This is a genomic window from Flavobacterium limi (genome assembly GCF_010645075.1).
GTDB lineage: Bacteria > Bacteroidota > Bacteroidia > Flavobacteriales > Flavobacteriaceae > Flavobacterium > Flavobacterium limi.
Genome location: NZ_JAADZV010000005.1, coordinates 64,387 through 84,886, shown reverse-complemented (window position 1 = coordinate 84,886; position 20,500 = coordinate 64,387). Strand labels below are relative to the sequence as shown.

Annotated in this window: 18 protein-coding genes; 10 read left to right on the top strand and 8 right to left on the bottom strand. The window is 33.6% G+C overall.

The window, feature by feature from the left end; genetic code table 11:
* Positions 1-204 precede the first annotated feature (204 nt).
* The 7 genes from GXM16_RS11780 to GXM16_RS11750 all read left to right on the top strand — a co-directional run bounded on the left by GXM16_RS11780 (position 205) and on the right by GXM16_RS11750 (position 5,305).
* Entirely contained in the window at positions 205-1,176 is a 972-nt protein-coding gene (locus GXM16_RS11780; protein WP_163394642.1) for a D-alanine--D-alanine ligase, read from the top strand.
* Positions 1,177-1,253: 77 nt separating this feature from the next.
* On the top strand, positions 1,254-1,856 hold the full coding sequence (locus GXM16_RS11775; RefSeq protein ID WP_163394641.1) for a hypothetical protein: 603 nt from the start codon (positions 1,254-1,256) through the stop codon (positions 1,854-1,856).
* Positions 1,857-1,920: 64 nt separating this feature from the next.
* Positions 1,921-2,613, top strand: coding sequence for a DUF421 domain-containing protein (locus tag GXM16_RS11770; protein ID WP_163394640.1), 693 nt, complete (start codon positions 1,921-1,923; stop codon positions 2,611-2,613).
* A gap of 149 nt (positions 2,614-2,762) precedes the next feature.
* Positions 2,763-3,227: a pantetheine-phosphate adenylyltransferase gene (gene coaD / locus GXM16_RS11765; protein WP_163394639.1), complete on the top strand. Its 465-nt coding sequence runs from the start codon at positions 2,763-2,765 to the stop codon at positions 3,225-3,227.
* Between the two features lie 248 nt (positions 3,228-3,475).
* Complete coding sequence (locus GXM16_RS11760; protein WP_163394638.1) at positions 3,476-4,054, top strand: PhnA domain-containing protein; 579 nt, start codon at positions 3,476-3,478, stop codon at positions 4,052-4,054.
* 195 nt (positions 4,055-4,249) lie between these two features.
* Positions 4,250-4,774, top strand: coding sequence for a biopolymer transporter ExbD (locus GXM16_RS11755; protein ID WP_163394637.1), 525 nt, complete (start codon positions 4,250-4,252; stop codon positions 4,772-4,774).
* A gap of 12 nt (positions 4,775-4,786) precedes the next feature.
* Positions 4,787-5,305 (top strand): ExbD/TolR family protein, encoded by a 519-nt coding sequence (locus GXM16_RS11750; protein ID WP_262892354.1) that lies wholly within the window; start codon positions 4,787-4,789, stop codon positions 5,303-5,305.
* 66 nt (positions 5,306-5,371) lie between these two features.
* On the opposite strand, the gene GXM16_RS11745 is transcribed toward GXM16_RS11750, so the two are convergent.
* From GXM16_RS11745 to GXM16_RS11735, 3 genes are all read right to left on the bottom strand, one after another.
* On the bottom strand, positions 5,372-8,077 hold the full coding sequence (locus tag GXM16_RS11745) for a DUF7619 domain-containing protein (RefSeq protein ID WP_163394636.1): 2,706 nt from the start codon (positions 8,075-8,077) through the stop codon (positions 5,372-5,374).
* 128 nt (positions 8,078-8,205) lie between these two features.
* Complete coding sequence (gene rpsA / locus GXM16_RS11740) at positions 8,206-9,981, bottom strand: 30S ribosomal protein S1 (RefSeq protein ID WP_163394635.1); 1,776 nt, start codon at positions 9,979-9,981, stop codon at positions 8,206-8,208.
* A gap of 371 nt (positions 9,982-10,352) precedes the next feature.
* On the bottom strand, positions 10,353-11,846 hold the full coding sequence (locus tag GXM16_RS11735) for an aminotransferase class V-fold PLP-dependent enzyme (protein ID WP_163394634.1): 1,494 nt from the start codon (positions 11,844-11,846) through the stop codon (positions 10,353-10,355).
* 182 nt (positions 11,847-12,028) lie between these two features.
* Between GXM16_RS11735 and msrA the strand changes: the two genes are divergently transcribed.
* From msrA to GXM16_RS11720, 3 genes are read left to right on the top strand one after another with little or no spacing between them, the layout of a single operon-like run.
* The gene (gene msrA, locus GXM16_RS11730) at positions 12,029-12,562 is read left to right on the top strand and encodes a peptide-methionine (S)-S-oxide reductase MsrA (RefSeq protein WP_163394633.1); all 534 of its coding nucleotides are present in this window, start codon (positions 12,029-12,031) and stop codon (positions 12,560-12,562) included.
* Between the two features lie 9 nt (positions 12,563-12,571).
* Positions 12,572-14,140 (top strand): protein adenylyltransferase SelO, encoded by a 1,569-nt coding sequence (locus GXM16_RS11725; RefSeq protein ID WP_163394632.1) that lies wholly within the window; start codon positions 12,572-12,574, stop codon positions 14,138-14,140.
* A 54-nt stretch (positions 14,141-14,194) separates the two neighbouring features.
* The gene (locus GXM16_RS11720) at positions 14,195-14,680 is read left to right on the top strand and encodes a hypothetical protein (protein WP_163394631.1); all 486 of its coding nucleotides are present in this window, start codon (positions 14,195-14,197) and stop codon (positions 14,678-14,680) included.
* Between the two features lie 105 nt (positions 14,681-14,785).
* Here GXM16_RS11720 and GXM16_RS11715 read toward each other — a convergent pair whose 3' ends face one another.
* The 5 genes from GXM16_RS11715 to GXM16_RS11695 form a co-directional block, all read right to left on the bottom strand.
* Positions 14,786-15,754 (bottom strand): YpdA family putative bacillithiol disulfide reductase, encoded by a 969-nt coding sequence (locus GXM16_RS11715; RefSeq protein ID WP_163394630.1) that lies wholly within the window; start codon positions 15,752-15,754, stop codon positions 14,786-14,788.
* 6 nt (positions 15,755-15,760) lie between these two features.
* Entirely contained in the window at positions 15,761-16,234 is a 474-nt protein-coding gene (locus tag GXM16_RS11710) for a CYTH domain-containing protein (protein WP_163394629.1), read from the bottom strand.
* A 94-nt stretch (positions 16,235-16,328) separates the two neighbouring features.
* Positions 16,329-17,375, bottom strand: a complete 1,047-nt coding sequence (locus GXM16_RS11705) for an o-succinylbenzoate synthase (RefSeq protein ID WP_163394628.1) — start codon at positions 17,373-17,375, stop codon at positions 16,329-16,331.
* A gap of 105 nt (positions 17,376-17,480) precedes the next feature.
* Positions 17,481-18,683, bottom strand: a complete 1,203-nt coding sequence (locus GXM16_RS11700; protein ID WP_163394627.1) for a tetratricopeptide repeat protein — start codon at positions 18,681-18,683, stop codon at positions 17,481-17,483.
* 203 nt (positions 18,684-18,886) lie between these two features.
* Positions 18,887-20,425: a DEAD/DEAH box helicase gene (locus tag GXM16_RS11695; protein WP_163394626.1), complete on the bottom strand. Its 1,539-nt coding sequence runs from the start codon at positions 20,423-20,425 to the stop codon at positions 18,887-18,889.
* Positions 20,426-20,500 lie beyond the last annotated feature (75 nt).

Below are 20,500 nucleotides of genomic sequence, written 5' to 3'. Positions count from 1 at the left end.
AAATGATAATTTTGTTTAAAACAGTAAAGCGAATAATTAGGAGCTTTTTCCCGCTTTCGCCTATATTCCCGTTTAACAAAAACTACGGCTAAAAAGCCTTGTTTTTCTAAATCGGGAGATACCGGCTCTATCGGGGCTAGGGCACTCGCTTTCAAAATAAAATTCCGATTAACAAATAACGATTAAACACATAACCAACACAAAATGAAAAACATAGCCATCATCATGGGCGGATATTCAAGCGAATATAAAATCTCTCTAATCAGCGGAAACGTAGTAAAACAATACCTTGACAAAACAAAATACAACGGATTCCGAATTCATATTTTCAAAGAAAAATGGGTTTACGTTGACGAAAATGATGCTGAATTCCCGATTGACAGAAACGATTTTTCTGTAACCGTAAACGGTGAGAAAATCAAATTTGACTGTGTTTTCAATGCCATTCACGGATCACCGGGCGAAGATGGACTGATGCAGGCGTATTTTGAATTACTGGGAATCCCGCAGACTTCATGCGATTATTATCAGGCTGCCGTAACCTTCAACAAACGTGATTTGTTATCAGTTTTAAAACCATACGGAATCAAAACTGCGATTTCTTATTACCTGAACAAAGGAGACGAAATTAATACTGCCGAAATCGTTAAAAAAGTAGGGTTGCCATGTTTCGTAAAACCAAACAAAGCCGGTTCAAGTTTCGGAATCTCAAAAGTAAAAACCGAAGCCGAATTACCAATCGCTATTGAAGTAGCCTACAAAGAAGACAACGAAATCATCATCGAAAGTTTCCTTGACGGAACAGAAGTTTCTGTTGGTGTTATCAATTACAAAGGCGAAATCATCGTTTTACCGATCACCGAAATTGTATCAGACAATGATTTCTTCGATTATGAAGCCAAATATGAAGGAAAATCACAGGAAATTACACCTGCGAGAATTTCAGACGAACTGACACATAAAATTGGCGAAACAGCCAAACGTGCTTACGAAGTATTGAAAATGAAAGGATTCTCAAGAAGCGAATTCATTATCGTAAACAACGAACCGCACATGCTCGAAATGAACACCATCCCGGGATTAACCACAGAAAGTCTGATTCCGCAACAAGCCAAAGCAGCCGGAATAACTCTTGAAGATTTATTTACAAATGCTATTGAGCTGGCTTTAGCATAAATAACTAAAGATACTAAGGTGCTGAAATTCTAAGATTTCAGCACCTTATTTTTTTAATATAATGCACACATTAATCTATGATGGTTTTAGTTGGAACCCGTGATTCAAACATAAAAAACGGAATAATTTTAAATGAAAAATGTCCAAAATGTAACGAAGAAAACACATTGCATTTTAGCATTTACAGAAGATATACCCATCTTACTTTAGTTCCTTTGTTTCCGGTTGGTAAGACGGTTTTTATTAATTGCAATCATTGCGATGAAAATTTTGATTACGAAGATTTATCTGAAAGTATTCAACTAAAACTAAGAAATAAAAAATTAGATGCTACACCCTGGATGTTTTTAGGTTCAATTATTTTAGCTGGATTTATTATTTTTTCAATCAGTAATTATTTTGAAGAAAAGGATGAAACCGGTATTCTTATAAAAAATCCAATTGAGGGAGATGTTTATAATTTAAAGTTTTCAAACGGTTATTATTCGAACATGAGAATTGACAAAGTAACCAGAGACAGTGTCTATACTACCCATAACGATTTTGACGCCTATATGCCATACGAAGTTGATGATTTGGATAAATCCGAAAATTTTTCAAATCAAAAAGTTCATTATTCCAGGAAAGATCTTTTAAAACTTTATCAGGAAGATGAAATAATAAAAATAAGTAGAAAATAATAGTTCAAATATCCAATAAAAACTCAGTAACTTAGTTCCTCATAATCTTAGCAACTCTAAAAAAATGAAAGAAATATTTGAATGGGACAGATTGTTATTTAACGAATTACCGGAAGTTTTTCTTCTGGAAGTAATTTTCCGTTCTACGGTAATGTTTATTATTTTACTTCTTACTTTAAAACTGGCAGGAAAAAGAGGTGTAAAACAATTATCGATTTTCGAAACTGTAATAATCATTGCACTGGGATCTGCCGCCGGAGATCCTATGTTTTATGAAGATGTAGGGATTGTACCAGCTATTATCGTTTTTGCCGTTATTATGATTTTGTACCGGACTGTCACCTGGCTGACCGGAAAAAGCAAAAAATTTGAAGAATTTATTGAAGGCAAAACCGAATGCCTAATTCAGGACGGAAAATTTTCTTTATCATCATTTAAAAAGGAAACTTTAGCACAGGATGAATTTTTCTCAGAGCTTCGTGTAAAATCTATCGAGCACTTAGGTCAGGTGAAACATGCTTTTATTGAACCGAGTGGTGAAGTAAGCGTTTTTTACTATCCAGATGAAGAAGTCGGATACGGATTGCCGATTCTACCTGCTCTGTTTATTGAAAAAAGTAAAATTATTCCAACTGACGGAACCTATTCCTGCAGCTTCTGTGGCCATACCGAAAAGCAAAAAGCAGGAACTGCAAAATGCAAGGTTTGTCAGAAAGACGAATGGGTTGAGTCAATAAATACAAAAAGGATAACCTGATTCAATTTTAAAAATCAATGACAATGTCAATTTCAAAAATCAATGGCAATTGCAATGTCAATTTTAATTTCAAAATAAAATAATAAAAAATGGTAAAAGCTTAGTTCATTAGTAATTTTGAATTTACAAACCTTAGAAACTTAAAAAAAATGCGAAAAGCCATATTTCCGGGATCATTTGACCCGATTACACTTGGACATGAAGATATTATCAAAAGAGGAGTTCCGCTTTTTGATGAAATCGTAATTGCCATTGGTGTCAATGCTGAAAAAAAATACATGTTTTCACTGGAAGAAAGAAAGCGTTTTATTGAAGAAACTTTCAAAGACGAACCCAAAGTTTCCGTTATTACTTACGAAGGTTTAACGATAGATCTGGCAAAAAAACTAAAAGCCAATTTTATTCTAAGAGGTTTACGCAATCCTGCCGATTTTGAATTCGAAAAAGCCATCGCACATACCAACAGAAAGCTTTCTAAAATTGAAACTGTGTTTTTACTAACTGCAGCAGGTACTTCATTTATCAGTTCGAGTATTGTTCGTGATGTATTACGTCACGGAGGTGAATATGAAATGCTGGTTCCGGATGCAGTGAGGGTGAAGAAAGATTTATAGCATCTCAATACCTTATGAAAGTCAAAATTTCTAATTTAGCCCCAATAGAAGCGGTATCCTTTTTCTGGCTCCTTTAGCCAGTAAAAGATATAAGCGGATAGCGGGACAAGTGGTCTTGAAATAATGGAATTTCTGCTTCAAAAAACAAATAAAAGCATTTTCAATTTTCAGGATTTATAAACCCAAATATAAATTTGTAAGCGAATCAAATTAAAACTAATTTCGCCTCCTCAAATAATCACCAAACCATGAGTATCGAAAGAGAATTAAATAAACGCAGCGGATCTAAATGTGAACTTTGCGGCGCTGAAGAAAACCTAAAAGTATATACCGTTTTACCCACTCAAAAAGGTGGTCTTGATGAAAGCATTCTGGCCTGCCCTACCTGCATTGACCAAATTGAAAACCCGGACAATGTAGATTTAAATCACTGGAGATGCCTGAACGACAGCATGTGGAATGAAAACGTTGCTGTGCAGGTAGTTGCATGGAGAATGTTGAGCCGTATGAGTGCTGCCGGCTGGCCTCAGGAATTACTAGATATGATGTATTTAGACGAAGATACGCTTGCATGGGCACAAGCTACTGGTGAAGGCGAAGATGATGAAAACAAACTGGTTCACCGTGATAGCAATGGCGTTGTTTTACAGCACGGAGATTCGGTAGTTTTGATCAAAAACTTAAAAGTAAAAGGATCAAGCATGGTTGCCAAACAAGGAACTGCTGTTCGTAATATCCGTCTGGACCATGAAAACGCTGAATATATTGAAGGAAAGGTTGATGGTCAGCAAATTGTTATTATTACGCAATACGTTAAGAAAATATAAGTTTTTAAGGGGCCACCGTTTTTTAGATTTTACAGGCTAAAAAACGGTGGCTTTCTTTTCTGTAGCCAAAATTTTTAGTACTTTTCTAAAACTCCAAAAAATCTATTAAGAAATATTCTTCTTTTTTCTTAATTTTTAAAACATATAGCATTTTATATTTATTTTATCGTTAACTTTAAAAATAAATATGCCGCTATGAAAAACTTACCTGAAAAAGTCAGAAGCAGAAAACTAAATACAAGAGTCGATTTAACCGCCATGGTCAGTATTTCTTTTTTGCTGATTATATTTTTTATGGTAACGATTGAATTAGCTAAACCAAAAATTATGGCTTTAGGTCTACCAGATAAAGATCCTATCTGGGATGGGGTTATTAACTGTGGTGCCGGTATAGATTATCGTGTTATGACAGTTTTGCTTGATGATAATAATAAGATTATTACCTATTCAGGATTACTTGGATATTCAGACAAATTACCTAAAAAGGTTGAATATGGAGCTAAGGGTATTCGTAAGGTGCTCTTAAACAAGAAAAAGAACGTTCAGAAATATACAGGAAATACCGACAAAGGAGCAATTGTAATAATAAAACCAAGTAAAAAATGTAACTTTAAAAATTTGGTCGATATTTTAGATGAAATGGCAATTTCAAAAATTGACACTTACGTTATTGTAAATGATTTCTCTTCTGAAGAATCAAAACTATTAGCAGCTAACTAAATTTTCAAAGCTTTGGAAATCAATAAAAAAGTCAGAAGCAGAAAACGAAACACAAGAGTCGATTTAACCGCAATGGTCAGTATTTCTTTTTTACTGATTATATTTTTTATGGTGGCAGGTGAATTGAGAAAACCTAAAATGATGGATTTAGGTTTACCAGACAAATGTTATGGTGAGGGGCGGCATGATATTATTTGCTGTATCAATTATCATCGTGTTACTACTATATTACTTGGTGACAATGATAAAATTATAACTTACTCAGGCTTATTGGAATTTCCTGATGATGTACCGAAAAAAATAAAATATGGTCAGGAAATTCGAAAAGATTTATTAGATAAAAATCAACAAGTTCAGGAATATACAGGTGATTACAGAAAAGGTATAATAGTAATCATTAAACCAAGCAAAAAATCCAACTATGGTAATCTGATAGATATACTTGACGAAATGAACATTACAGGAATCAATTCTTATGCAATTGTAGATTATTATACTCCTGAAGAAACTAAATTACTGGCTTCTAAATAATAGATTACGAACAACAATAAAATAAAAAGTCCCACAGCAATGCGGGACTTTCTATTTTAATGATATTTAGTTTTTAATAAACTTCACACCTGAACTTCCTTTATCTGATTTTACCTTTAAAAAGTAAGTACCAGTTCTAAGTTTTGAAACATCAATAGTAGAAATTGATTTTGCATTTGGAACAGCAATAACCAATTGCCCTAAAATATCATAAATTGCCAGTGATTCTATTTCAATAGCCTGCTTATTATTAATATTTAAAACATTGTTCGCAGGATTTGGATATAGCGTAAAATAATTCGAAAACTCAAAATCAGGATTCGCTAAAGTATTTTGGAATTTTGACGTGGCTTTATTGGTAAGTATCGGGAAATTATAATCAAAATAAATATTAGCCTCGTTTGTAAACGAATCTCCAACTTTTAATGTTGGTTTTGTTTTGATTTTAAAAGCAACATACCCATCATTATTAGCATCATCAAACGGAAGATTGATATTTTCGAATATAAATTCTACTTTATTGCCTTCTGAAATTTTAGTTACAAAAGAATGACTTGAACTGGTCGGGATTAAAGTCGAAATATCAAATTTTGATAAATCTATCATATCTTTTACTACGATATTTTGAGCCGCATACGTTCCTGTATTTTCAAAACGGATCATGTAATGTACATATTCACCAATTAAATTTGGGGTGATAACAGAACCTTCTAAGCAGGTTTTATCATTTGGATCGTAAGAACCTACAACGGTTTGATTTAAGTCAAAAGTATTATCAAGGGGCGATTTGTCTGTATATTGCGAAGTAATAGTCGATTTATATTTCAATATGTCACCATTATTAACAGCAGGAATATCTGTCGGTCTATTTAATTTAAAAGTTAAAGTTATTTCTTTAGTTTCAAATGGCTCTAAATTTGAAAAATTCCATGAAAAAGTATTGCCTGTTTGATTATCTAATACAGGATTTGAAGTTTTTAAATGTAAAACAACATCATTAAAAGTTAAATTAACACTACCTGACTGTGTAATATTTCCTTTGTTTCTATATACTAATTTATATTTCACATCAAAACCCGGACGTGCGGCTTCTGTAGGAATTAAAACGACTTCTAAATCTGGCTGATTTTCATTGGATGAAATACAAAAATCTTGTGTATAAGGACTTGCCTGAGTTGGGAAATTTACAGTTACAGATGCTGGCGAAACTGTAAAGTAATTAGGATTTTCTACAAATGGACTAATAGAAATCACGCCTGCCTCAACTGGAATTGCATACGAAGAATTATTTGCAGAATAAAAAATGCCCGAATTAACTCCATTGGTAATTGTATATTTTAAATTCGGAAATATTGAATTGTTTGCTTTGCATCCTTTATTATCAAAATCATATTTATTTACTCCACTAATAACATAATACGCATTACCTGGAAAAAAATTGCAATAGGTATTTATTTCGCAATTGTTAATCCCACTTTGGGCTAATACCCCTTTGTAATAATTAATATTCTCCTCATCTACACATAAATACTTTAGTTTTGGTGCACTTAAAAAATAATTTTTGTATGTTCTTCCATTTTTCAGCAACAAATAAAGCAATGAATTATTACCTGTCAAGCTTACATCAAGTAATTTTTTCAATGGCGACAAATCTAAAAATTCAACTTTAGTTGTAGAAGCGGTTAGAATCTCTAAATGCAGGTTCTTTTTTAAATCTAAAGCTGATAATGAAGTATTTGAACAATTTAATGTCTCTAAATTTTCTGATCCCGAAACATCCAGAGAAGTTAATAAAGAATTTAAATTACAACTTACATTTTTTAAACCTGAGCATTTTTTTAAATCTAAATTTAATAATTTATTATTACTGCAATTTAAGGATTGTAATGCACCAAGGCCTGAAAGTTTTAACCCATTTAAAATACAATTATTTATAGTCAGATTTTTCAAATAAGGGATATTTTCCAGATTTGCTTCCTTAAGAAGCTTGTTTTCATACATAACAATATTCTCTAATTTGGGCATATCTTTTATTGTTAAATTAGAGATTTTGTTTTGCGAAGCATCTACACTAATTAGTTTTTTACAAGCTGATAAATCTAATTCAATCAATACATTACTAACACAATCTAATTTTTCTAAACTAATTAAATCAGTCAAATTTATGGTTTCCAACATATTATGACTAATATTTAAAGTTTTAAGTTTTTTCAAACCTGAGAAATTCATAGATTTTATAGTAGTACCATTACAAATTAAAGTTTCTAAGTTAGGAAACTGTGAAAGTCCAACATTTCCTTCTCCTGTTAAATAAGGTTTCATCAAACCAGTACCCGATGCATCAAGTCTTTTTAGATCAAGTCCTTCAAGATTAATACCTATTGGAAAATCTGAATTATAACTACAATCTAAATCTTCTAAATGAATTAAAGGTCTTAAATCTGCTCCAGATACTCTATTTGAACGATATTTTAAGGTTCTTAAATTTGTAAAATATTCAATCCCAATTATATTATACATCTCAGGATCAGTATTGCCCATGACACTGCTAACATCTAAATAATAAACTTCAAGTGCTTCAGAAGCATCAACTTCTTTATCCCCGTTACTGTCGATTTTAATATTATTACCATTTTTATCTTTTGCAAAACCATTTTCTACATTAGTTGCAAGGAGACGTTTTTTAAAAGTAGCACTTCCAAAAGTTATTTTTTGACCTGTTACAGCATTTCCAAAACATAGTAAAAGGAATAAAAAGTAGATTTTCTTCATATATATAAATTTTCATACAAAAGTAACTTTTCATAACTATAACACAACTTTATTTGTTAAAAAAAAATTATGAAACAAAAAAAGTCCCACATTCCTGTGGGACTTTCTATTTATAAAAAATCTAAGAATTATTTTTTCTCAGTTTTTTCCATTTTAGCTTTTAAAGCAGCTAATACATCATTGTTGTCACCTAAAGTCGCAGCTGGTGCGTTTGTAGATGCAGATGCAGTAGTTTCAGCAGCAGCTTTCACGTTTTTCTCTTCTTCTTCTCTGAAGATAGCAGTGTGAGAAGCAACTACTCTTTTGAATTCTTTATTGAATTCAATTACTTTGAAATCAGCTGAATCACCTTTTTTCAATTTCTTTCCGTCTTCTTTTTCAAGGTGACGAGTTGGAATGAAAGCAACGATATCATCTCCGAATTCTACAGTAGCTCCTTTGTCAACGATTTCAGAAATCTCACCGTTGTGGATAGTTCCTACAGCGAAAGAATCTTCGTATTGATCCCAAGGATTAGCAGTAGTTTGTTTGTGACCTAAAGATAATTTACGTCCTTCAACATCTAATTCTAATACAACAACATCAAGTTTTTCACCAACGTTTACAAACTCAGATGGGTGTTTAATTTTCTTAGTCCAGGAAAGGTCAGAAATGTAAATTAATCCATCAATTCCTTCTTCTAATTCTACGAAAATACCAAAGTTTGTAAAGTTTCTAACGATACCTGTATGTTTAGAACCTACTGGGTATTTAGCAGTAATGTCAGTCCATGGATCCTGAGTCAATTGTTTGATACCTAATGACATCTTACGATCATCTCTGTCAAGAGTTAAGATAACAGCCTCAACAACATCTCCAACTTTCACGAAGTCCTGAGCAGAACGTAAGTGAGTTGACCATGACATTTCAGAAACGTGGATTAAACCTTCAACACCTTCTGCAACTTCGATAAATGCACCGTAATCAGCGATTACAACTACTTTACCTTTTACTTTATCACCAATTGTTAAATTAGCATCTAAAGCATCCCATGGGTGAGCGTTTAATTGTTTCAATCCTAATTGAATTCTTGTTTTCTCATCATCGAAATCAAGGATTACAACGTTTAATTTTTGGTCTAATTCAAGAACTTCACTTGGGTGGTTGATTCTGCTCCAAGAAAGGTCAGTAATGTGAATTAATCCGTCAACACCACCTAAGTCAATGAACACACCATAAGAAGTAATGTTTTTAACAACACCTTCTAATACTTGTCCCTTTTGTAATTGACCGATGATCTCTTTTTTCTGTACTTCAATATCAGCCTCGATAAGAGCTTTGTGAGATACAACAACGTTTTTGAATTCGTGGTTGATTTTTACCACTTTGAATTCCATCATTTTGTTTACATATACATCGTAGTCTCTAATTGGCTTAACGTCAATTTGAGATCCTGGTAAGAACGCCTCGATACCGAATACGTCAACGATCATACCTCCTTTAGTTCTGCATTTAACAAAACCGTTAACGATTTCTCCAGTTTCATTAGCCGCAATAACTCTATCCCAAGATTTGATAGTACGTGCTTTTCTGTGAGATAATACTAACTGACCTGTTTTGTCCTCACGGATGTCGATTAATACTTCTACTTTGTCACCTACTTTTAAGTTTGGGTTGTAACGGAATTCGTTTAAAGAAATAACACCTTCAGATTTAGCATTGATATCAACGATAACGTCTCTATCTGTAATTCTAACAACAACACCTTCAACTACTTCTTCCTGATCTGTAGCGATGAAAGTTTTTGATACTAGTTCTTCAAACTCTTGTAAGTTTTTCTCATCTACTGCGTCGATTCCTTCTTGGAAGTTATGCCAGTTAAAATTTGCTAAAAACTCTTCTTGTGATTTTAATTGTTCAGACATGCTGATAAAAAAATTTGTATTCTGTTTTCCTCGAGTTTCATAAAGCAGTAGAAAAAACAGAAGTTGTTTTACATAAATGGTTGATACCTAATGGAAACTCTTCTTTGCCAAAAGGTCTGCAAAATTAATACATTTATTTGTAATAGCCAACAAAAACACACATGATTATCAGTTATTTGCTTAGAAGCAGGCCTTTTTCGTGTTTTCAAGACCAAAAGTCCCGCTTTCGCTCTTATCTTTTATGGCAAACCCTGCCATAAAAGGATAACCGCTCTATCGGGGCTAGATTAGAAGTTTATCATTCATAAGAACAGCAAACCCGGCAAACTTTCAAAATTTGTCGGGTTCTAATACTTTTTTATTTTCAGAATTTAAGAATTAAACCACCCAGCCACCAACTCATCCTCAAACGAATTAGCCTTTTTATGAATAAACTCATTAGTATTCTTATCATACTCATAATCCAGTTTCCAGCTTTCATGGCTTTCAGCCAAATCTTTTATACTCTCACAAACAAAAGCAATTTCTTCATTTGTAGTCGTAGGATGAATAGACATTCTGATCCATCCCGGTTTTTTAATCAAATCGCCAATCGTAATTTCACTTACCAATTTATTTGAAGTTTCCTGATCTACATGCAGTAAAAAATGCCCGTATGTTCCCGCACAGCTGCAGCCGCCACGAGTTTGGATTCCAAATCTGTCATTCAGCAGTTTTACTCCTAAGTTAAAATGCAGATCTTCTATAAAAAACGAAATCACTCCTAACCTTTCCTGATGATGTCCCGCCAGGATTTTAATATTCGAAACCGGATTCAGTTCTCTAAAAACATATTCTACAATTTCATGCTCCCGCTGCAGGATATTTTCAATACCCATTTCTTCTTTCAGCTCAATGGCAAGAGCGGTTTTGATAACTTGTAAAAACCCCGGAGTTCCGCCATCTTCGCGGTCTTCGATATTATCAATGTATTTATGTTCCCCCCACGGATTTGTCCAGCTAACAGTTCCTCCACCCGGACAATCCGGAATCATGTTGTTGTATAACTTTTTATTAAAAATCAATACTCCAGACGTTCCGGGACCTCCTAAAAATTTATGTGGTGAAAAGAAAATCGCATCCAGATACGCTTCCGGATCTTCGGGATGCATATCGATTTGCACATAAGGTCCTGAACAGGCAAAATCAACAAAACAAACCCCATTATGCTGATGCATTACTTTTGCAATTTCATGATAAGGTGTTTTCAAGCCTGTTACGTTTGAACAAGCTGTTATTGAAGCAATTTTTATCGTTCTGTCTTTATATTTCTCTAATAACTCTTTTAAATTATCCAGACTAAAAAGCCCTTTTTCCGTTTCAGAACACGGAATAATTTCAACATCTGCAATCGTTTCGAGCCAGGAAGTCTGATTGGAATGATGTTCCATATGTGAAATAAAAACGACCGGTTTTTTCTCAGTCGGAATAGTGGTAAAAGCTTTTAGATTTTCAGGTATTTTCAAACCTAAAATTCGCTGAAATTTATTAATTACACCTGTCATTCCGGTTCCATCTGTAATTAAAACATCATCAGAATTAGCATTTGTATGACGCTTAATAATATGACGGGCATGATGATACGCTTTGGTCATGGCAGTACCCGAAACTGTGGTTTCAGTATGGGTATTAGCAACAAAAGGACCAAATTCATTTAAAAGCTTTTCTTCGATTGGGCGATACAGTCTTCCACTTGCTGTCCAGTCTGTATAAATGATTTTCTTTTTGCCATAAGGAGAATCAAACTCCTGATCAATTCCAACAATATTCTGCCTAAAATCATTAAAATAAGCTTCTAAACCCGTGGTATTATTTTTGCTATTCATAGATGCACTTCTGTTTGACGGCAAATATATTATTTTTAAATAAAATTGCAGAATTATCAATTAGAAACTTAAATTTTAAAATTACTTTTTATTATCTTTAATCAAATAGTCTTTTTACAAACAATTTATCACAATATCCTACATAACTAATAGGGGAAATCGGTAAACTAAAATAATATCAAATGAAAAATCTATCAGTAGCAACCTTTGGCGGTGGCTGTTTTTGGTGTGTAGAAGCTGTAATTCAGCGTTTAAACGGAATCGAAACCGTGAAATCCGGGTATTCTGACGGACAAATTAAAAATCCGGCCTACAGGGAAGTATGTACAGGCCGTACAGGACACGCAGAAGTAATTCAGGTTGTTTTTAATCCTGACATAATTTCATATCATGACTTAATTACCATTTTCATGACAAGCCATGATCCGACAACTCTAAACCGCCAGGGTGCTGACAGCGGAACACAATACCGCTCAATCATTTTGTATCATGATGAAACACAAAAAACAATTGCTGAAGAGGTTTTTAACGAACTCAAATCTGTATTTCCGGATCCAATCGTAACACAGCTAAAACCATTTCAGATATTTTACGAAGCCGAACAAGAACATCAGAATTATTACAATGACAATTCCGAAGCCGGTTATTGCCGAATGGTGATTGATCCGAAAGTATATAAATTGAAAAAAATGTATGCTGATAAATTAAAAGACTGAAAATTAAAAATGAAACACTTAAAAATACATAATCGTTTTACAACCGAATTACCTGCAGATCCTAACGAAACTAATGAAACCCGTCAGGTTCTTAATACGCTTTTCTCTTACGTAAAACCAACAACACCGTCTGATCCGAAATTAATTCATGCCTCCAAAGAAGTCGCTGAATTAGTTGGAATTTCAGCAGATGAAATTAAGTCAGAAGAATTTGTAAATGTTTTTTCGGGAAAAGAAATCCTGCCGGAAACAAAACCTTACGCCATGTGCTACGCCGGACATCAATTTGGCAACTGGGCTGGGCAATTAGGTGATGGCCGTGCGATTAATTTAACGGAAGTTGAACATAATAATCAATATTTTACTTTACAATTAAAGGGTGCCGGTAAAACGCCTTATTCCAGAACTGCTGATGGATTAGCGGTTTTACGTTCTTCAATACGTGAATATTTGTGTGCAGAAGCTATGTATTATCTGGGCGTTCCCACTACACGATCTCTTTCATTAATATTGTCAGGTGATCAGGTGCTTCGGGATATTTTATATAATGGAAACCCTGCTTACGAAAAAGGAGCTATTGTATGCCGCGTCGCTCCTTCTTTTATCCGTTTTGGAAGTTTTGAAATGCTGACTGCCCGAAACGAACTTAAAAACCTGAAACAGTTTGTTGAATATAATATCAAACATTATTTTCCTGAAATCAAAGGCGAACCAAAAGAAAAATATTTACAGTTTTTTAAAACTGTAGCCGACAAAACACGTGAAATGATTCTGCACTGGCAGCGTGTAGGCTTTGTTCATGGCGTTATGAATACCGATAATATGTCGGTACACGGAATCACGATTGATTATGGACCTTATGGCTGGCTGGAAAATTATGATCCAAACTGGACTCCAAATACAACCGACAGTCAAAACAGAAGATATCGTTTTGGAAACCAGCCTCAGGTTGCACAATGGAATTTGTTTCAATTAGCTAATTCGCTTTATCCTTTAATCAATGAAGCGGAGCCTTTAGAGAAAATATTAGAATCATTCATTACTGATTTCAATTCAGATTACACAAAAATGATTTTATCCAAACTAGGATTATGTACTTCGGCGGAAAATGATGCTGAATTTATAACCTATTTAGAATCAAATCTGCAATTATCAGAAACCGATATGACTATTTTCTATCGCAATCTGAACAAAATTAGAAAAAGCGATTCGGCAGAAAAAGCATTACAAGCTATTGAAGATGCTTTTTACAAACCTGAAGAAATCAAAGACACGATTAAAGACAACTGGTTATTATGGTTTACCGATTATTTAGAGCGACTGAATCAGGAAAATACGTCTGATGAAGAAAGAATTAAACTTCAAAATTCAGTTAATCCAAAATATGTATTGCGAAACTATATGGCGCAATTGGCTATTGATGCGGCAGACAAGGAGGATTATTCTTTGGTAATTGAATTATATGAACTATTAAAAAAACCTTACGACGAACAGCCTGAATCTGAAAAATGGTTTGCCAAAAGACCGGATTGGGCACGTTCAAAAGTGGGCTGTTCTATGCTTTCTTGTAGTTCATAATTGAGTCAATATCATCACAGAAATAGAGAATTAAAAGAATGTAAAGCAATTTTAATGAAGTCAAAACTTAATATCACTGAATTTAGAAATAGATTAAAAGATAATACAAAAATTGGCAGACCTGATACACAATTATCTCTAGGAGTATTTTCGATTTTTTTTCTAAGTTCAAAAAATTTTTATGGAAATTTTGATGATTCAACTTTTCGACTCACAATAAATTATAATTTCACTTCAGGATTTTATATCCTCAAAGGCAAATATCAAAACATTGACCACAAACTAAAACTAAATTATATTATTGAACCTATAAGTAGAATTGGGCTTATTTGGATAAAATACTTTCCTTTTGTAGCTCTGATTGGTTTTAATTGCTTTTTCTTTTTTAATTTAAAAAACATACCAAATGAAATAAGTATAATTTTTAATTCATTTATAGTATTTATAATATTATTTTCGAGATGGGACATAAAAAGGAAAAAGAAAAACTTGGAACAAAAATTCATTGAAATATTCGAAATAGAAAAAACAAATAAATAAAACACACCTATTTAAAAACCTTTAATATAACATCGAGCGGAGTCGAGATGCTTTAACAACAAAATGTTCTCGACTCCGCTCGATGTGACAATCGTAATTACAATTCTATTTCAAAGTAATATAATCCATAATCATATTAGCATGAATACGTGAGTTTTCAATAAACCATTTGTGTGTCTGCATACCTCCACAAACTACTCCTGCTAAAAACAATCCTTCCACATTCGTTTCCATCGTTTCAGCATTATAAGTTGGAATTTTTAATTCATCATCTGACAAATCAATCCCCATTTTTTCAAGGAAAGACAAATCAGGTTTGTAGCCCGTTAGCGCCAGGACAAAATCATTTTTGATTGTTATTTTGCCTTCCGGAGTTTCTATTTCTACTTCATTCTCCCGAATTTCAGTAATATTCGATTCAAAATAAGCTTTTATGCTTTCTTCGGCGATTCTGTTTTCAATATCCGGTTTTACCCAATATTTTACCCGGTTATTGATTTCGGTTTTACGAATTACCATCGTTACATTTGCTCCTTTTCTCCAACATTCCAAAGCTGCATCTACTGATGAGTTATTCGCTCCAACAACTAAAACATCTCTAAAAGCATATTCGTGAGCTTCTTTGTAATAATGGCGAACTTTTGGCAGCTCTTCACCTTTTACATTCATTTCAATCGGAATATCATAGAAACCTGTTGCTATAATTACATTTTTAGCTTCGTAAATACTTTTATCGGTTATTACTTTGAAAAGTGAATTTTCAAGTTTTTGAACCTGATTTACATTTTCAAACAGATTCATATTGAAATTAAAATAACGATGAATATTTCTGTAGTATTCCAAAGCTTCCTGACGACCCGGCTTGGGAGCCAGACAATTAAATGGAATATTACCTATTTCGAGTCTTTCCGCCGTTGAAAAAAAGGTCATATACAAAGGATAATTGAAAATACTGTTCACAATTGCCCCTTTTTCGATAATCAGATAATTCAGGTTTTTCTTTTGAGCTTCAATTGCGCAGGCAAGCCCAATTGGACCTCCTCCCACAATAATCAGATCGTATGAATGTGTCATAAATTGTTATTTTTCCCAGTCTTTAAAAGGATTTTTGCTCAAATAAGCATTGTAGTAGCGCTTATCATTTGTAACTTCATCTCCTAGCCAGTCCGGTTTTTCAAAAGATTCCGTTTCAGATTCCAGTTCGATTTCTGCCATTACCAAGCCTTCATTTTCTCCATAAAATTCATCGACTTCAAACACATGATTACCTGATTTTATCTCAAAACGTGTTTTTTCAATCTTCCCCTTTTCACATAATTTAAGCAATTCCTGTGCTTCGTCCAGCGGAATTTCATTCTCCCATTCAAAACGCCTCATTCCGCCATGATGGCCAATTCCTTTTATTGTAATGAATCCTTTTTCACCTTTGATACGAATACGCACTGTTCTTTCAGGAAGTGAGCTTAAATACCCCTGCGCTATTTTATTTTGGACGAAAGCCTGTGCTTTGAATTCGTCAGATTTCACAAGAAACTTTCTTTCAATCTCAACCATTAGTTCTGCTAATTAAATTTTATGCAAGTTACTTAATTTAGCGCTAAACTGAATTCGTTTATTCGGATTTTGAGAAGACAAAAAAGTGATTTTATCAGGCCTTTTCAAAAAAAGCGGAATCCCAGTTTTTAGTTTTACTGTACCACAATTGTCCGTTTAAAACTTCCAGCGGGCAATCAATGTTATTAGTATAAAGCGCTCCGGTACCTAATCCCTGAGGCATATCAGAATTTTGCAGAAATGTCCATTGCGCAATTGCATTTAAACCAATGTTGCTTTCCAGTGCCGAGGTAATCCACCAGCCGATATTGTATTTTTCAGCGAGCGCAATCCACTCATGAGTTCCTCTGAAGCCGCCTACAAAACTTGGCTTCAAAATAATGTATTGTGGTTTGATTTTTTGCAAAAGTGCTTCTTTTTCTTCAAATGAAAATACTCCAATCAGCTCTTCATCCAAAGCAATAGGAAAAGGAGTGTTTTTGCACAACTCTGCCATACTGTCAGTATTGTTTTTTTTAATAGGTTGTTCTATACTATGCAATTCAAAACCAGACAATTGATTTAATTTATCTAAAGCTTCATTTGAAGAAAAAGCACCATTCGCATCTACCCTTATTTCTATTTGTTCAGCAGTAAAATGAGTACGGATAAAGCGTAATAAATCGAGTTCTTTTTGAAAATCTATTGCCCCAATCTTGAGTTTTATACACGTAAATCCCTGTTCAAGTTTTTCCTCAATTTGTTCTTTCATAAAAGCTTCTTCTCCCATCCAGACTAAACCATTTATAACAATTGATTTAGAATTATTGGTAAAATCTGAAGGAAATAACACATATGGATTTTCATTTTTCAGAGACAAAAAAGCCATCTCAATACCGAATTGAATAGAAGGAAATTCAAGTAATTTTTCCCAAAGAACAGTTTCTCCTAAATGAATATTCTGGCAAACCCAATTTAATTTCTCTTCATAATCTTCTCTGTCATCAGCGCTCAGTCCTCTTAAAATACCACACTCTCCTATTCCTTTTTTACCGTTTTCTTCCAGTACAATAAACCAGGTTTCTTTTTCGGTCATAATACCTCTTGACGTTCCCGAAGGACGCTTAAATTCGAGCATGTATTTGTGGTAAGTAGCTTTCATATAGTGTGTATGTTTTTTAAACAATAAAGTGATTATAAGAAAATTTAAGTCAGCTTTGCGGGCAAATTTAAATAAACCTATAATCACTTATATATTGAAAATATTTTAATTATAAAGCTTCAAAATGCGATCGAAGTCGGATGAAGGAAGGCCTGCTTTTTTGAAAAGAGCAAAATCCTGTTTTGTTTTTTCTATCCAGCTTAGACTATCAGTAACGTTTTGAGACTGGTATTTTTTATAAATTGCTTTTGCCTGACCGTAATCATCGCTAACTAAATATGCATGAGCCAAATTTAATTTTACTAATAATTCGGTATCGTCCAGTTTTTCGCCTTCTTTTAAAAACTTAATGGCTTTTGCATATTGTTTGGTCAAAATATAACTATATCCAATAGAACTGTAATCAAAAGCTGTAGCTTTTCCTGCTGCTATAATTGTATTTAGCTTCGGAATTGCTTCGTTATATTTTTGAAGTCTAATTAAAGTATTTGCCTGAGTACGCAAATCATTGTAAACGTTTTTAGAAATAGAGGCATCATTATAACAGGTATTTCCAAAATCTTTATAAACCTTTGTTTTTTCTATCGCCAGCAATTTTTGGAATTCACCATAACGGTATTGTTTCATGATTTTATCTAAAATACAAACACAAAAATCATCTGAATTTGCCATTTTTTGTGCCATTGTAGAAGTTTTGCACAAACTGACGATTTCATTCTTATTATCGACATTCCAGCCACGGTTTAATTTCGTATCAACCCACGGCACTACTTCTAACACTATTTTTTGTTTCAGTAACCAGTTTTTGCTTTCGAAGCCAAACCAGATTGTAGTAGTATTTGAATTAAGGCAGGAAGATTTATCAAGTGATAAACGTTTGGCATCTTTACTTACAGGTTCTGTCTGGGCATGACAGGCATCGCTGACTTTTCCGTTATCAATATATTTTTTAGCATTTGAATCTGAAGTAAAAAGTGCATAAGTGCATTTGTCATCACCTGAAATTTTCGACATCAGTAATACTGCTCCTGCCGATCCCTGTCCTATCCCGTAAGGATCCGGAATTGCTTTTAGTACCGAAACAAGACTGTTTGTCATTTGCTGATTTTCATCAAGAAGCGTCACCCGGTAAACTACTTCGGTGGTTCCGACAGGTAAATCTTCTGTTTTTACAGTTATCCTGTCGCCAGCAGATACTATTATTTCCTTTGTAGTCGCGCGCTCTTTATCCCAATATCCATCTTTTTGGGCGGTAACATTATAAAAAGAACTAATTAAAAACAAAACTAAAATCTTCTTCAAATTCATCTTTTATGATTTAATATGTTTTAGCCCTGATGGAAACGGCATCCTTTTGTGGCGGGGTTCGCCACAAAAGATACAGTGTACAGCAGGAAATAGCTTCTAAAAAACAATTTCAATGCCAAAATTAATTTCAGTTTAAATGTTAAATCTCTAATAAAAAGCCTGAATTTATTTTAGCCTGAAAAACAGCCTGAAAGTAACATTTATCAATCAGGCTCGTTCATGATTTTTTCACGATACTTTTTACCAATTAACAGGGTCATGTTTTTCTTATAATCATCAACCAGCCATTCACGGTAGTTTTTACTACACTGACTCAGGCATTTTGCATAACGCTTGATACGACATTCAATATCATCATCAAGCTCCTTTGCTAATGCTTTTGCTTCCTGCAGTGTTTCTGTATTGTCGACACACATTGCAGCATGCTGGTCTAACGATTTATCTAATACAATTTTGGAACGCAAATTTTGCTTAATCGCGAGTTTGTGTTCTTCATCAACATCAAACGTAACATCAGCAGTTTTACTGAATTTGGCACGCAATTCAGGTGGCATGCTGTATTTGAAAAACATTTCGATTTCAGTATCATCACGTAAGTTCTCCAAATAAAATTCAGGAGATTTAAAGATGTGCTGCCAGTTTACCGGCTCGCTCCATAAACCAAAACGGGCTGCATTGTTACCTAAATCAATAACTGTAAATTCATCCTTACCAGGCAACTTTCGGGATCCGCGCCCAATCATCTGGTAATACAATGTTAATGACTTTGTGGCTCTGTTTAAAATAATTGTTTCAACAGTAGGCTCATCAAATCCTGTAGTTAAGATTCCTACAGAAGTCAAAATAGCATCCGGAGTTTTTTTGAACCATGCCAAAATCTCTTTGCGTTCTTCTGAACTGCTTGTATTATCAAGATGCCTGATGTCGTAACCTGCTTCTCTAAAGGTATCATATACGTATAATGAAGTATGAATACCGTTATTAAAAATTAAAGTCTTTTTACCTAAAGAACGCTCAGTGTACGCATGCAGTAATTTTTCCTGCATCATGGTATTGGTATATAAATCATCAGAAGATTTTACAGTATAATCTCCGTTGATACCTACCTTTAAAGAAGTCAAACCAACATCATAACTATATGTTGTAGCCCTTGCAAGGAATCCTTTGTCAATTAATGAACTAATGGTATCACCCACAATAAGTTCATCATAACTCTGGTGCATCGGTAATTTTATATTCGAACTCAAAGGCGTTGCGGTTACTCCAAGAATAAAAGCTTTTTTGAATGAGTTTAATAGTTTTCTAAATGAATTGTAATGCGCCTCATCGATAATTACCAAACCAATATTATCAAGATGTAATTTCTCATCGTTAATACGGTTTTTTAAAGTCTCAACCATTGCCACAAAACATGAATAATCGTTTTGATCCGGCAGTTCCTTTACCTTACTGTTAATGATTTTATTGGAAACACCAAAGCCCTTCAGCATTTTTGAAGTCTGCTTACAAAGTTCGATACGGTGTGTAAGAACCACTACTTTTTTATCATTATTGGCTAAATAACGACGAACTATTTCGGAAAAAATCACTGTTTTTCCACCACCCGTAGGTAATTGATATAATAAATGATGTTGAGCAGGAGCATTGTCTAAACGGTCAAAAATGGCATCAATATCGCCTTTTTGGTATGCGTAAAGTTCTTTTTTCTCTTCTCTTTCTATTTCTAAAGTGTTATGGGACATTGTGATTTTTGGATTTTTGCAAAAATACACCTAAAAAACAGTTTTTCATCTTATTTTAACCTAAAATAAATGTTT

Bases quoted from the DNA above. Each gene is read 5' to 3' on its own strand.
- msrA (WP_163394633.1), top strand. From the start codon at position 12,029: ATGAAAAATCTATCAGTAGCAACCTTTGGCGGTGGCTGTTTTTGGTGT.
- rpsA (WP_163394635.1), bottom strand. From the start codon at position 9,981: ATGTCTGAACAATTAAAATCACAAGAAGAGTTTTTAGCAAATTTTAAC.
- GXM16_RS11705 (WP_163394628.1), bottom strand. From the start codon at position 17,375: ATGAAAGCTACTTACCACAAATACATGCTCGAATTTAAGCGTCCTTCG.
- GXM16_RS11700 (WP_163394627.1), bottom strand. From the start codon at position 18,683: ATGAATTTGAAGAAGATTTTAGTTTTGTTTTTAATTAGTTCTTTTTAT.
- GXM16_RS11755 (WP_163394637.1), top strand. From the start codon at position 4,250: ATGAAAAACTTACCTGAAAAAGTCAGAAGCAGAAAACTAAATACAAGA.
- GXM16_RS11710 (WP_163394629.1), bottom strand. From the start codon at position 16,234: ATGGTTGAGATTGAAAGAAAGTTTCTTGTGAAATCTGACGAATTCAAA.
- GXM16_RS11770 (WP_163394640.1), top strand. From the start codon at position 1,921: ATGAAAGAAATATTTGAATGGGACAGATTGTTATTTAACGAATTACCG.
- coaD (WP_163394639.1), top strand. From the start codon at position 2,763: ATGCGAAAAGCCATATTTCCGGGATCATTTGACCCGATTACACTTGGA.
- GXM16_RS11720 (WP_163394631.1), top strand. From the start codon at position 14,195: ATGAAGTCAAAACTTAATATCACTGAATTTAGAAATAGATTAAAAGAT.
- GXM16_RS11760 (WP_163394638.1), top strand. From the start codon at position 3,476: ATGAGTATCGAAAGAGAATTAAATAAACGCAGCGGATCTAAATGTGAA.
- GXM16_RS11725 (WP_163394632.1), top strand. From the start codon at position 12,572: ATGAAACACTTAAAAATACATAATCGTTTTACAACCGAATTACCTGCA.
- GXM16_RS11715 (WP_163394630.1), bottom strand. From the start codon at position 15,754: ATGACACATTCATACGATCTGATTATTGTGGGAGGAGGTCCAATTGGG.
- GXM16_RS11695 (WP_163394626.1), bottom strand. From the start codon at position 20,425: ATGTCCCATAACACTTTAGAAATAGAAAGAGAAGAGAAAAAAGAACTT.
- GXM16_RS11735 (WP_163394634.1), bottom strand. From the start codon at position 11,846: ATGAATAGCAAAAATAATACCACGGGTTTAGAAGCTTATTTTAATGAT.
- GXM16_RS11745 (WP_163394636.1), bottom strand. From the start codon at position 8,077: ATGAAGAAAATCTACTTTTTATTCCTTTTACTATGTTTTGGAAATGCT.
- GXM16_RS11780 (WP_163394642.1), top strand. From the start codon at position 205: ATGAAAAACATAGCCATCATCATGGGCGGATATTCAAGCGAATATAAA.
- GXM16_RS11775 (WP_163394641.1), top strand. From the start codon at position 1,254: ATGATGGTTTTAGTTGGAACCCGTGATTCAAACATAAAAAACGGAATA.